The sequence below is a fragment of the Lysinibacillus sp. CNPSo 3705 genome, assembly GCF_028674935.1.
In the GTDB taxonomy this organism is placed as follows: domain Bacteria; phylum Bacillota; class Bacilli; order Bacillales_A; family Planococcaceae; genus Lysinibacillus.
The window spans coordinates 1-14908 of record NZ_JAQZSD010000084.1 but is presented as its reverse complement, the minus strand read 5'-3'; the positions used below and the strand labels follow the sequence as shown (position 1 = coordinate 14908).

The window sequence follows — 14908 nt, the reverse complement described above, 5'->3', positions numbered from 1 at the left end:
GCGCATTTTAGATAATCTCATAACGAATGCTAAAAAATATACGCCTGACGGTACAAAGGTAAATGTAGAAGCGCAAAATATAGGACAGGAGATTATGCTGACAATCGCCGACCAAGGTCCGGGAATTCCTCAGGAGGAGCTCGATAACCTCTTTGAGCGATATTATCGAGGGACAAATACTACAGACGATACAACGGGTACAGGACTAGGGTTGGCTATTACTAAACAGTTAATTGATTTGCATGATGGAGCGATTAGTGTCCAATCGGGAGCAGGAGGTACAGTTTTTGTGTTGAAATTTAAACATTAAAATATTTGGCAGTACAAGTGGAGAATCATTCACTCTGTATTGCTTTTTTTTGTGAAATTGAACAGTGTTAAAGTCTAAATGTAATTTTGGGTGAGATTAGGAAAAGTTGTTTTAACAAAAAACATCAAATCATCCAACGAAACTCTCTTGAAGTGTTTCGAAATAGGATTTTATCAAGTAAAACGTAGATTCACACACAAACTACAATTTAATAAAAACATTCGAAGGTAAGAAATAAAAAGAACTTGTTCCTTTTGATAACCATGAGATTATATCTATGTCATTACATCGTTATTTTATTAATGGAACAATTTGATAAAAAAATACCCAGTGTTTTACCGTCAAAACGATTTTAGTCTGTTTAATTAATTCAAATAGTTCTTACATTTCTTTTATTTTTTCACCAATTTGATAACGCTTAAACCGTTGATATATCAACGTTTATATAGAGATTTTGATTTTTGGACTTATAAGAATTGACTTTTATCCCTATTGTAACTATAATGGTTACAACAGGTTGTAACAACAACTGTTACAGGTGAAAAGCATTGTCAAATTCAAACACGTGGTGCTTTCTACTCTGAAGTCAAGCTGCAGAACTAGAATTGGGGCTCGAAATTTTTTAATGATGTAATTTTTCGATTTGAAGGCTAATTCGCCTGAAAAAGCACAATAGATTACAAAAGATGCAATTCTACGATTAAAAAATTAGCTGAGAATTTATAAGTAACAGCGAGATTGGTTCATAATAAAAAAAAGGTAGGCGTTTTTAATGGAGACAAAACAAGACACACTTATATATGTATGGGATGCATATTGTGGATGGTGCTATGGATTTTCAGAAAGTATTAGAGGTTTTTACAAAAAACACCCTGAAGTGCCGTTAATTGTTTTATCTGGAGGATTATTTTTAGATAATCTACCAATAAAAAAATTCTCATATATATCAGAAGGTAATAAAAGAATTAATCAACTTACTGGTGCAGAATTTGGTCCTTCATATCAGGCTTTGGTGTCAGAAGGTACTTTTACTATGAATTCCAAAGATGCTGCAATTGGCTTTTCAGCTTTACGTTCACTAGCACCGAACCGTTTGTTAGAATTTACTTCAGCTATGCAAAGAGCGTTTTATTATGATGGGAAAAGTCTGAGCGATCCTGAAACATATCGTAAGATAGCTATTGACCATCATTTGGATCCTGAACAAGTACTAGAGCGGCTAAAATCTCAAGAAACTATACTAGAAGTTCAAAATGATTTCAATATGGTTCAACAACTTGGTATAAATAGTTATCCTTCTTTACTTCTACACAAGGATAATCAATTAATTCCTATTGGTGGCGGAGTAATGACGTCGGATAAAATTGAAGAGCGTTTTAAAGATTTGTATTAAACAAAGGGGGTAAAAATGTAATGATTTTATGAAAGTTTGGGTATTTATAATTCATGTGAAACTAATAAAACTTAAATAACCTCACCAAAAAGGAGATAAAATTGTATGTTTAAAACAATCGAAATAAATCAAAATGATGTGAAATTGACGATATTTAGTTCTGAAGAAAAAAGTTTTATGGTGACTGCAACCTTAGTTGAAAAGGCAGGACATGCATTCCTAATAAATACGAAATTTACGCAATCCGATTCGAAAGAAATTGTTGATTATTTGAAAAAAAATAACTTATCATTAGATAAAATTTTCATTATTCATGGAGATCCTGACTACTACTTTGGATTAGAAAGTATTAAAGCAGCGTATCCAGAAGCCATTGCGTATGCTACAGAATCTACTGTTGAACATATCATTCATTCTGTCTTAGGGAAGTTAAAAGTTTGGAAAGATGCACTTGGAGAAAACGCACCAAGTAATGTTGTATTGCCTCAAGTGTTAGCAGAAAAAACAATTGACTTTCAAGATTTAACATTTGAACTTGTAGGCTTAGATAATTACCGAACGAGCTTATTTAACAAGGAATTAAAATTATTGATTGGTGGCATTGATATATTTAACGAAATACACGTTTTCTTAGCAGATACTAGCTCAAAAGAAGCAATGGAATCTTGGATTGAAAACTTGAAAGTGTTACAAGGATTAAATGCTAATATAATCGTACCAAGCCATGGTTCAATTGAAAAATCTTTAGATAATCAAGCACTTATTGCCACTATCAATTATCTAAAAACGGCAATTAACTCTTCTGAAGTAAGTAAAACTTCTACGGATTTTGTTGCAAAACTTGAAGCAGCATATCCAGGCTATGCAAATAAAGGCGTATTAGAATTAAGTGCTAAAGTTGTAATGAAAGAAATTCCTTGGGGTTAATATTATGAATAAATATCAAAAATTATTACATGAAACATATGTATTAACTGGTGAAGGTAAATTGGATGCCTTCAAAACGTATTTAAGTGATAATGTATCTTGGACAGAAGCTGCTGGATTTCCTTATGCGGGTACTTATGTAGGTCCAAATGAAGTAGTGAAAAACGTACATGAACGCCTTGGAACCGAATGGGATGACTATTCTGCAAAAGATGAAATCTATGCGTTTAATAATCACACTGTTATCGTCTACGGAAAATATAGTGGGACGTATAAAGCAACAGGAAAATCATTTGTAGCAGACTTTTGCCATCTATATGAATTTGATGAGAATGATAAGGTTAAAAAATTTATTCAAATCGTGGACAGCGCAACTGTCAATAATGCAATAATTTCAAATTAGTTGTTTGTAACTTTACTTGGGTAGCGTCAGGATAACCTTATTTTCCTGACGCTATAACAATTACAACGATATATGTTTCCACATGTTCTAGAATCATCGTAAATTTCCACAATGACTGCTTCGTTCTTTCTCTATTTTTTTCTTATTGCATCTATAGTAAATTCTTTTCTTATTTCGTTTGAACTTCCGAGTAATAATACCTATTGTTGCATTACTCGGCAAAGGTTGTGTTTTAATATGTGTGAGAAACTTTGATTCTTTCCGTATCGATTAAGTCACGAATAAGTATCTGGATAATAAATCAAATTTTCTAGCCTAACTCTGGTTTCATTCTAACTGTTATTTTTAATACGAAAATGTAATTCCTTATTATCAGAGTCTTGTAGTGAACCGAATTCAACAGAAGAACTTACAATAACAAGATCTTTTTCTTCCTTTACAAGAAGATAAACTAACAAAAAATGCTTAATAGCAAAAATAAATTTATTTCTCAATCCAATCACCCGATGGATCCTAGTGTATTAACTAGGCATATCTACTATTATTACTTCACGAGTAATCTCCCCAGCAAATTATATCCGCGTATACAATCAATCAAAGAAACTCGATTTATTCCCATTAATCTACTATAAATCTCTTATTCAGTTTTTAAGATTTTGTTAAGGAGTCCATTATTTTACTATAAGGATATGCCAATATACTTACACTACATTAATGAAATCTATCATTCAATGTAGTACAGATGTGACTCACATTAAAACATTCAAGGAGGTAAAACAGTTGAAGAACTGGGTTAAAAAATCAATTGCTATAGTAGCAACTGCTGCACTAATGGTTCCTACTACTTCTGCCTTTGCTGAAGCACCACAAAAAACAGCGAAAAACCAAGAATTAGTGAAACTGGCTAGCAATAAGGAACGAACATTGAAAAATCAAAAGGATTGGATTAGTAAGGATACCATTATCGTCAAACATTCAGGTCTTGATAAGAATGTACATAAACAGATTGGCTCAAAAGTGATCCGATCGATTCCTTCATTAGGATACGATGTTATCAAACTAAACAAAGGAACAACTTTAGAAAAAGCGGTTTCATATTATGCCAAGCAAAAAGGAGTTAAAAGTGTATCCCCAAGCTACGTGTATCATTCCTTTAGCACAGGAGGAGATCCAAAGAAAAAGGATATGTATCATTTAAACCTACTTCAAATTGATAAGGCTCTAGAATTAGCAGGCAATCACGAGGTAAAAGTAGCCGTTATCGATGGTGGTGTGGATTTTAAACATCCGGATCTAAAATCTCAAGTGCTTCCACCATATAATGCTGCAGCACCTGCCAATACATCTTATCCTGATGGCCATGGAACACACGTAGCAGGAATTATTGGCGCGACAAAAGATAATGGTATTGGAGGACATGGGATTAATCCAAATGCTAAAATCCTTCCAATTGATGTATTCAATGGGGGAGAAGGGGCCAATGATTTCGTCATTGCACAAGGAATACTTTACGCTATTGAGCAAGGTGCTGATGTTATTAACATGAGCGTTGGCGGCTATGGAGAAAATTCACTACTGAAGGATGCCGTTCAGAAAGCCATTGATAAAGGAATTACTATTGTTGCAGCTGCTGGAAATGAATCGACAGATGATTACTCCTTCCCTGCTTCTTACGAAGGCGTTATTGGCGTAGGTTCTACGAATGACAGAAATGAACTGTCCTACTATTCAAATTATGGTCCGTCAGTTGACGTAGTAGCTCCAGGGGAAGATATATACAGTACATTTTATAGTAAGAAAAAAGGATCGTCCTTTAAAGTAGATAGTGGAACATCTATGGCATCTCCTGTAGTTGCAGGTATAGCGTCTCTACTAAAATCAAAATATCCAAATTTAAAGCCTCATGAAATAGAAGCAATTCTTGAAATGACCGCAAAGGATTTAGGGGAGAAGGGCTATGATCTTACATTTGGACATGGGCTTGTCGATCCTGTAAAAGCATTGCAATTCGACTTAAAAAATTTACCTAAACAGTATTCCGAAACAAAAGAAGAGCGTGTGAAAAATGCAAAAGTCCTTAAAAAGAATATATTGAATACGGAAAAAGGTGAATTCAAGCAGCCGGACGAAAAGAAATGGTACAAGGTAGATCTCGAAGCAAATGAATATGCTCAACTAACACTAAAAGGTGCAAATAAATACGATTATGCATTTGATTTGTACTTTTACCCTGAAGGTCACAACGGAGAAGTAGAACCTATCAACATCAATGACGTTCGCGTAGGAAAGCAAGAAGGATACCTATATAAAGCAGTTCAAAAGGGTACCCTTCTAATTGGTGTTAAAGATTATAATGGCGGCTATAGCACAAAGGGCGATTCTAACTACGTCTTCACAGCTCAAACGATTAAAAAATTGCCAATTGATTCATTAGATATGGAGCATATGGAGAAGATTCAAAAATTCCCATTCAGTACAGTGGGAAAAAACTATACCCTACTTTCTGAAGATCATCAAGGAGACCAAGACTATTTTACATTTACAGTAAATAAACCAACGACAGTGAAATTTGATTTATCTGGTATTCCAGGTGTTACAAAAGCATCTTTGGAACTTTATCTAAAAGAGGACTTAGATAAAGATATAAACGCCCATCCAGTCCAAGCATCCTTCGGAACGGATAAAGGCAATGGAGTAAGCCTTGTTGTCGATGCTATTCCTGAAAAAGAGTATGTAATAGGCGTAACTAATAGAAACGTTTTCGATACTTTACTTAAGAGTTTCCTTAGCGGAGGCACTGAAAATATTATAAGTGAATCCATCATTCCTTACACATTAAAAGGTGAAATCGTTACCATTCCTAAAGACGAAGATGGGCTTCCATTAAATAAAGAAATGCTAGAAAATAACGTACAAAATGCTCAATTACCTAAAATAATAACTGATTTACTGAATAAGTTCTCGCCTCAAGATGGCTCTGGAAATCCAGAAGACGTGGATTTAAGTGACGTGGATTTAATTATGGAGAAAGCGATTCGTTTTGATATTGGTAAAAATCAAAAAGCATACTTCCAAACAGAAGATGATGAAGATTACTTCTTATTTACAGCGAAAGAAGATGCCTTATATGGTTTCCAATTTAAAAAAGGTATGAACCAATTACCAGCTAGTACTCTATATGAATATGATGAGGAAACAAATAAATTAAACCTAGTTACTTCATTAACCAATGGTTTGGGACGTATCGATCAACTTCTTAGATCAACAAATAATGAAAATGATACAAAGCCAGTTGCATTGAAAAAGGGCAAAACCTATGTTGTGAAAGTAGTCAATCTTGGTGATCGTTCTTCTGAACCATATACACTAAAAACAAGTAAAATAGCAGCTATGCCAGAAGCCTATAATAGAGATAATAAGACGGAAGAAACACCTCAAATGATTCAACCTGGTATCACTTATAAAAATCATCTCATTTATCAAGATGATGCTGATTACTATTATTATAAACACCAGGGGAAAGATGAGGTCATGAGTATTCATGTTTCTTCCGTACCATTCACAAAGGAACAGCTAGATCAATTACCTAAAGAGCTTCAAAAGGACTTGGTATTTTCAGGCTTCCTTATTGAAGATACAAATGGCGATATGGAAATTGATGGAGAAGAATGGGAAACGGCAATTCAATTTGGACAAGGAAAAAACTTAGATACCTCTTTTAAAGCTAAAAAGGATCACGGTTATTTAATTGCTTTTGAGAAAGCGTTTGAACAAGTATCGGTTCAACCGTATACTTTAACTTTGTTTGATCATAAAAAAGTAGATGAAGATGCAGATTCTAAGTTAGTTAACGGTATACCGACAAAGCCAACTATACTTACGAAAAAAGACGATAAATGGGTTGCTACTCAATATCTAAATGCAGGTGTTCCATTTGGTGATAAGGACTATTTTGAATTTAACAATGACCGCAAACGAGATGTGTTATTTTCTCTCCAAACAGAAAAAGCACTAGATGGCGTCATTCGTATTATTGATGCAAAAGGAAAAACAGTAGAGATTTTAGATCTTCATGGAGCTGGTGATCCTGAAGTAGGTACAGTCCAACTGGATGAAGGAACGTACTATATTGAAGTAAGTGATTCTTACGGTAGAGCTAGTACAAAGCCATATACACTTGAAATAATATAAGATTAGGATAAAAGATAGTGAAGAGAGGCACTATTTTAGTCCCCTAGATATGAAAAATCTAGGGGACTTTTTATATTCGAAATCAAAATTTTTTGTGCATGGATAATAAAAATTTAAAATGGCTAAATTGAAGCAGAGATATTAAGTAACAATAAAGTTGTTTAACTTCTTTCAGCAAATAATTTTTATACCGAAAGTGTTGCGACGAGTATAGAGGTCTTCACAAATCAACACTAAAACTTGATTCATGTACCAGTACCAAATTATCGACTTTATCTAGAAAATATCCTAGAAACTTCATTGGAAAAATAAAGGAAAGATTGAAAAGGACCAATTCTAATATAGTAAATGAATGCATTATCACAAAATGAATGTAAGCAACTCATAAGGTTTCTTACAAATATAGTCGATTTTATTAGTTTTGCTTATGTCTTTGTCAAAGCTCCCCTATCTATTTAATAGTCATTTTGAGCTTTTAAGCCTTTATTAAGGAGCCCATTATTTTACTATAAGGTAATTCCAATATACTTACATTATATTGAATGAATAGTACGGTTACATATTTGAAAATAAAACAAGTTTCTTTTATTGATTGTATGCAAGGATTTAGTTTGGAATATTACTTGCAAATTTACTAATTTTCATTTTGGAATCATAGGAAAGTATATATTTTGAAATGTGTAGCGAGCTAAATAATATAAGCGAGGTCCATTTGAACAAAATTTACATATCTGAATGTACAGAAGGAGGTTAATAGAATGCTGACGTATTTATATGTAGCACTTGCCGTTGTAATTGCTAACTTAATATATGCTATCTTAGCTAATATCTTTAGCAATATAAAAAGAAAAAAGAACCTCAACTAGAAAGACTCCCAATGAAGTGGAACATCAAAGTTGCCCTTTGGTCTAATAGCAACATAATGAACAGGGAAGTTACTTTTTTGGCAATAAAACGAGTTTCTTTTATTGATTGTATTTAGTTTACTTAGGATATTTCATTTTGGAATCATAGGGAAGTATATATTTTGAAATGTGTAGCGAGCTTTTTCTACTAAAAAAAATAAGCGAGGTCCACTTGAACAGGTTACATATGTGGACGCACAGGGAGGATAGTAAAATGCTAACATTTATATGTTATATATGTGCCTTTGTAATTGCTAACTTAATATTTGATATCTTAGCAAATATCTTTGGCAACATAAAAAGAAAAAAGAACCTCAACTAGAAAGACTCCAATGAAGTTCAACATCATAGAGGTCCTTTGGTCTAATAGCGACATAGTGAATAGGGAAGTTACTTTTTTGGAAATAAAACGAGTTTCTTTTATTGATTGTATTTAGTTTACTTGGGATATTACTTGCAAATTTACTTATTTTTTATTTTGTAATCATAGGAAAGTATAGTTTGAAATGTGTAGCTTTTTCTACTTTAAATAAGCGAGATCCATTTGAACAGCTTTGACATATGTGGACGCACAGAAGGAGGATATTAAAATGCTGACGTTTATATATTATACATTATATTTTACATGTGCCTTTGTAATTGCTAACTTAATATATGCTATCTTAGCAAATATCTTTGGCAACATAAAAAGAAAAAAGAACCTCAACTAGAAAGACTCAATTACTTTAGCCTTTCTATCCAAAACATCGTCCCATCTTCATCTATTATTTCAGCAGGTTCTTTCCCTTTAAAATGCCAAATAAACTAACCCCACATCGAGGTACTAATACTACAGACGATACAACGGGTACAGGCTATTACAAAACAGCTAATCGATTTGCACTATAGATCTATTAGTGTCCAATCGGGAGCAGAAGGTACAGTTTTTGTGTTGAAATTTAAACATTAAAATATTGTAAAGCTGGGCAGTACAGGTGAAGAATCATTCACTCTGTACTGCTATTTTTTGTGAAATATCATTACTTATTTCAATAACATTCTTTACAGTTAATCTAAGACTTTTTTGATGTTAATTTAATGAATAATTGTTTGAACATGCTCGTAACTAGAGAAAATTAGTAATGACGCATGTTTTTTAAAAAGATATAACATTTTCTGAGTGCTTTTTAACTATTTTGTCGGTTATAATGTGAAAGCACGAAACATGATTTAAGATTCATAATCTTAATCGTGAGATTTAGTCACATAGAGGAGGAACTAAGAATGTTTTTAAAAAAGGAACAGAACACATCAATTGGTAATCTAATTAAATTGAGTGAGGTTCAATTGCAATTGGCTAAACAGGGTCAATTTGATTATGAGTATCCATTAGCCTCAACAAATGAAGAATTACAACAGTTAGTACATAATTTAAATCAAGTAAATAAGCTTCAGCGAGTATCTGAAGAGCAATTGCAGAAAAAATTGGATAATGTATTGAAAAGTAATGAAATGGGCCTTTGGGAACTACAAGTGTTGAACGGACGCTTAGATGATCCAAACAATATATTTACAGTTTCGACAGAATTAAAAGAGTTCTTAGGATTGGATAGTTATGCGCTTAAAGACAGTTTTCAAGATTTTCTGAAGTTAATTGCATTGGCGCATCGTTCTGATTTTAAAGAGATGCTAGAGGAGAGTTTAGCGACACAAACGCCATTTATTATGGAACATTTGTTATGCATTCGTGGTGGGCAAGAGTGCTGGATACGGACTACAGGAACAGTTTCTCTTCTTATTGATGATCAGTATAAAATAACAGGAACGATGATGAATATTCATGACAAAAAAATAAAAGTGGAAAAATTACAGGGCTATGTAACACGTTATGATTTAATTAATAAAGCTCTAATAGAAGCACCATGGGATATGATTGTAGATCAAGGCGATCCATTAAATCCACAGAATTCCTTTTGGTGGAGTGAACAATTTCGAAGAACATTAGGCTTCAAGAATGAGCACGATTTTCCGAATATTATGAGCTCTTGGAGTGACCGCTTGCATCCAGATGACAAGCAGTTTGCATTAGATTCATTTAGTGCACATTTATTAGACTTTTCTGGGAGTACGCCATTTAAAGTAGATTATCGCCTTCAGTTAAAATCCGGTGAATATCGCTGGTTTCATGCAAGCGGTACTACACTTCGTGATAGTGAGGGAGCTCCTTTGCGAGTGGCAGGAACGATTCGAGATATTACACATGAAAAAATGAAAGAGCAAAATGTGCAAGAAACGATGACACGTATGGAGGAGTTATCAGCTTCTATTGATGAAATGGTTGTAGGTATTAATGCTATTACAATGCAGGCACAGGAACTCGCGAACACACAAGAAAAAACAACAGGAGCTGCCAATGATGCTAAAGGGTTAGCAAATGAAACACAGCTTATCTCAAATTTTATTCGAGAGATAGCAGATCAGACAAATTTACTAGGGTTGAATGCTGCAATTGAAGCCGCACGTGCAGGAGAACAAGGAAAAGGTTTTGGTGTAGTAGCTGAAGAGGTAAGAAAATTAGCAGTGAATTCAGCTGAGGCAACAGGTAATATTGAATCAAGTTTAATGCAAATAAAGGTTTCCATTGATACAATTATTGACTATATGGATAAAATTAGTGAGCTTGCGCAAATGCAAGCCGCTCTTACAGAACAATTGAATGCCTCAGCAGATGAAATTGGTACAATGTCACAGGATTTGGTGGAATTTTCGAAGCAACAATAAATTCTGTGATTTTAAGTTAACGTTGCCGCGTTGGCAAGGATATACTCAATTTTATGTTAGGCAAACATTTAATTCTTTATATTGTGGGTAAACAATTTTTGATGAGTTAACTAGAGAATTGTAAGGACCAGGCTCAGCTGAACCTGGTCTTTGTTCTTTGAATATCTATCTTGATGATACTACTCTTGGCATGTTGAACATTAAGACGGGCTTACTTTTTTTGTGTGAGTAGAAACAGGGGAGTCATTGTACTACCACATTGCATACATACACCTTTTTTTGCTCTAGCCTTATAATCTTTCTTTTGTAATTACGCTATTCACATTAATTCAAGCAATATTTAGCAACGCTCTTTCATACGTACCTCTTGAGATTTTGTTTTAAGCAGTAGTACTAGCAATGGACTGATGCTAAGGATAAGAGCAACAATTCCCACTTTCAAATCAACCCGGAATAAAAAGAGTGAGGTAAACAAGCTATTATAGAAATAGTGACAGAAAATCGCCGTTTTAAAGCCAAATTTTTTATAAATGAAATAGAAAAATGATCCAATAATCATAAATTCAATTATACGTAAATACCATGGGTATACGTCATAGCTTAAGTGTTGGATTCCCCAGAAAAATGATGTTAAAATCACAGAAGCAACGACAGAAAAACGATCAAAAAATGGGATCATGTATCTGCGGAAAACAGCTTCCTCCCAAATGGCTGCGCTTAAACCAATAAAAAGGGGAACAATCGGAAGAATCCATGGATTGACGTTAATCAAGAGATCGTAATTAAGCACTGGGGACTTCCATGCTCCAAAGATTCCAGCGACAAAAAGGAAGAGTTCCGTTAACGAAAAACCAATGAGCATAAAAAGAAACCCTTGGAAAATGGAGTTTCTCCATTCAACAATATTCGTATCCTTGCTTTCGGTAGACTTCTCCCAACGAATGAACAAGGTTGCGAAGGTAAGGTAGGCCATTACTGCAGACCCAAGCACACCCGAACCAGTTATGGAACCTTCTCTTGCGCTAGCTAAGAAGAACGAGCTAAAACCAACCAGTGCTGACCATAAGAATGGCCAGAAAAAGGTCTCAATTTGCTTTTTTCTTAACCTTTTAATAAGCTGTACGGTAACAATAAGGAGAAGCACACCAAGAAGTAGAATCGAGAAAATTTGAGTAATCATTGCCCAGATGGATTCCTCTGTGAGTGGATATTCATTGGCTTCCCCGAAATGCTGGAATTTTACAATTGCATCATTGATTGTATAAATTTCAATTACTTTAGTAATATCATGTAGTGATGCTGGAGCTGTAAAAACATACTTCTGATCCCAATCTTCAAAAACCCCTTTATCTGGAATTTCTTTCGTTTGAGCAACATATTCCTCGCCAAAGTATGACTTTACGAAGTTAACTATCTCTTTTTGTCCACTGATAGGCATTTGGATTCCTGATGCCATTGTTAATTGTCCAGTAACAGGATTAATTTGATACACTTGCTTATCTGCATTAACTTCAATTGAATAAAGGGGCACCTCTTGTTGAAGTAACGCTAATTGATCTTTATTAAACTTATTTTTTTCTACATAGCGGCCGATGCTATTATTCGCTTTTGCATCCATGGAAATGTCTTCAGGAGAGAAAGGTGGGAGCTTTAATTTTTCACTCTCAGTTCCGATGTATTGATAAATATCTGTTTTTGTAAAATCAGTTAATGGGTATTCAGTTTTAGATGAACCGAACAGAAGTAGTAGAATGTATATTGCGAATGAAAGAGCTGTAATAATACCTAAATGCTTATTTCTTTTAAACATAAATCCTCCTAAATACATTGTTTGTTGTTTTTCACTATATATATCGACTGCTATTATTATTTTAATAGAGAAAGATTATCTTCAGATAAACAGTATCTTACGAGAACCTTAACAATTCATTATGAATTTGGTTGGAAAGCAAAGTTATTTAAATATCACCTAAAATTGGAGATAAACCATATAGTTGGTGATAGAATAATCTAAGTTAAAATCAAAAAAGGGGCAGGAACAAAAATGATCAATACCACAAACAGCAGGAGAAAACAATTTCTCCTAGAATAGACGGAAAGAAAATCTTGCGAGTATCATCGATTTTTTAATGAAAAAACAGAAAGTTCAGGCTTACTCCAAAAGCGTATAGGCATTCTTGTTGTACCAACCTCTCGGTTTACATACAACTGATTGCGTGGATGTGCATTAAAAAAAACTTTATGAGCCTTAATGTAATCCCCATTGCATAAATAATAACAGCTCCAAAAATGCCAGATGTTAAATACACTTTTTAAATCTTTCACAGTTCCTGCTTTCTTGATAAAAAATACAGAAGTTGCAACAACAAAACCGATTAAATGTGTAATAATACTTGTCGACCATATACCGATATCCGAGCTAAGTTTTGCATTAAAAGTACCTTGAAGTATAATGAATGCTCCTCCAATAACTGCAAATAGTATTCCCTTCAAAAAATCACCTTCATTTCATTTATCCAAAACGTAATTAAAAACTAAAACGCCCCTAGGCAAAAGGACATTTGTCACACCATTATAAAAAATTATCTATTCCTTTTGTTTCCATGGACCCATATATACCTCTTTTAGCACATTCAAAAAAAATAAAGGCAAAAAGCATTATTGTTTTTTGCCATTGTGAATTTTTAATTATTGTCAATTATCATTTCTTTCTTCTTATAACGATATTGTGAAGAGTTGTACTTTAACTATAGGGGTGCGTTTGTTGAAAAGAAATATATCTTATTGATCAAAAATAACTTTAATAATAGAAATATTGAAGGGCTTAGGATTTATTCCTAAGCATTTTTGAAGTCTTTTTAGAAGAAAATAGCGTGGATATTTATGTATTTAAAAGGTTCCTTAGGGCGTTCAGTATCCAAAAATGTGTATCAAAAGAATCTTTTTTATTACAGGAAAGTGGATAAATGCATTTTTCGTTATATTGTATTCAGGATGGTAGGTAGGGGCTCTATTTTTACTTGAATGATGAAGAAGTGAAAAAATAGAAGGTTTTATATTAGAAAAATCAAAAAAATGAAAAAGGGGTTTTGGATTTGAGTATTTCGTCCGATAAAAGCTTAGGGTGGATATTTAAACGAAAAATTTGGGAAGGTTGTGAACAGTATTCTTTCAGTCTAAACCACAAAATTGTACAAAATACACATCTTAAAAACTAATGCACAAAAGGAGAACGGTTTATGAAAAAGTTATTTGTAAGCTTTAAGGGCAAGCTTTACACATTATTTGCTCTTATCTTACTAATTCCAGTTATTTCTGTAGGAAGTCTATCGTATTTATCAGCAAAAGATTCAATAAAAAACGAAATACTTTTTAGTGCGAATGAAAGCGTAGAAATTTTAAATACACTAATCGATAAGACCATTAGTGAAAAAATAAATGATATCACTTTTTTTAGCGAGGATATCAATTCTTCAAAGTATGAACAGCAGGGGTCTGCAGTTAAAACAAAATTTCAACAATATATAAAGCTGCATCCAGATGTTCAGAGCATTTATATTGGAACCAATGAGGGAGCATTTTTTCTAGAACCAAAAACAAATAGCGCCGATTACAATCCTTTAGAACGAGACTGGTATAAAGAGGCTACAGCATTAAAGGGAGAGGTCCTAATTACGGAGCCTTATATAGGTGCAGGAACTGGAGATTTGATCGTAACCATTGCTCGTCAAATAAAAGATCAATCTGGGGTAATAGCAATTGATATAAAATTGACAAATCTCCAAAAAATCGCTAGTTCTATCAGTATCGGAAAAAATGGATATCCTTCTATTCTTGATGAAAATAAAATGGTCATTTCACACCCGACGATTGAACCGGGTAGCGAAATAAAAGAAAGCTTCGTGGACAAAATGTACGACAGCAAATCGGGCACGTATGATTATGTCTTTGACGGTGATGACCGAATTCTGTTCTTTACAACGAATGAACTGACAAATTGGAAAATCACAGGGACAATT

The 14908-nt window shown here is 33.6% G+C and carries 8 protein-coding genes and 2 pseudogenes; 7 read left to right on the top strand and 3 right to left on the bottom strand.

From position 1 onward, the window contains the following. The 6 genes from PVA17_RS22360 to PVA17_RS22335 all read left to right on the top strand — a co-directional run. Positions 1-310, top strand: a 310-nt coding sequence (locus PVA17_RS22360) for a sensor histidine kinase (protein WP_274069020.1), incomplete at its 5' end; no start/stop codon positions are given. A gap of 772 nt (positions 311-1082) precedes the next feature. After that, positions 1083-1703 (top strand): DsbA family protein, encoded by a 621-nt coding sequence (locus tag PVA17_RS22355; protein ID WP_274069019.1) that lies wholly within the window; start codon positions 1083-1085, stop codon positions 1701-1703. A gap of 105 nt (positions 1704-1808) precedes the next feature. Next, positions 1809-2630 carry an MBL fold metallo-hydrolase gene (locus PVA17_RS22350; protein ID WP_274069018.1) on the top strand — a complete coding sequence of 274 codons (822 nt, stop codon included), beginning with the start codon at positions 1809-1811 and terminating at the stop codon, positions 2628-2630. A 4-nt stretch (positions 2631-2634) separates the two neighbouring features. Next, a complete protein-coding gene (locus tag PVA17_RS22345; protein WP_274069017.1) occupies positions 2635-3033 on the top strand; it encodes a nuclear transport factor 2 family protein in 399 nt (132 codons plus the stop codon). Between the two features lie 780 nt (positions 3034-3813). After that, positions 3814-7224 carry a S8 family peptidase gene (locus PVA17_RS22340; protein ID WP_274069016.1) on the top strand — a complete coding sequence of 1137 codons (3411 nt, stop codon included), beginning with the start codon at positions 3814-3816 and terminating at the stop codon, positions 7222-7224. 2168 nt (positions 7225-9392) lie between these two features. After that, on the top strand, positions 9393-10889 hold the full coding sequence (locus PVA17_RS22335) for a methyl-accepting chemotaxis protein (protein WP_274069015.1): 1497 nt from the start codon (positions 9393-9395) through the stop codon (positions 10887-10889). 340 nt (positions 10890-11229) lie between these two features. Here PVA17_RS22335 and PVA17_RS22330 read toward each other — a convergent pair whose 3' ends face one another. From PVA17_RS22330 to PVA17_RS22325, 3 genes and pseudogenes are all read right to left on the bottom strand, one after another. Then, the gene (locus PVA17_RS22330; RefSeq protein ID WP_274069014.1) at positions 11230-12699 is read right to left on the bottom strand and encodes a CPBP family intramembrane glutamic endopeptidase; all 1470 of its coding nucleotides are present in this window, start codon (positions 12697-12699) and stop codon (positions 11230-11232) included. A 305-nt stretch (positions 12700-13004) separates the two neighbouring features. Beyond that, a pseudogene (locus PVA17_RS25305) lies at positions 13005-13097 on the bottom strand (metallophosphoesterase); the annotation flags it as partial. A gap of 41 nt (positions 13098-13138) precedes the next feature. Continuing rightward, positions 13139-13382 (bottom strand): annotated as a pseudogene (locus tag PVA17_RS22325) (DMT family transporter); the annotation flags it as partial. Positions 13383-14128: 746 nt separating this feature from the next. Between PVA17_RS22325 and PVA17_RS22320 the strand changes: the two are divergent. Then, positions 14129-14908 (top strand): cache domain-containing protein (locus tag PVA17_RS22320; RefSeq protein WP_274069013.1); only part of this gene is annotated, 780 nt, incomplete at its 3' end.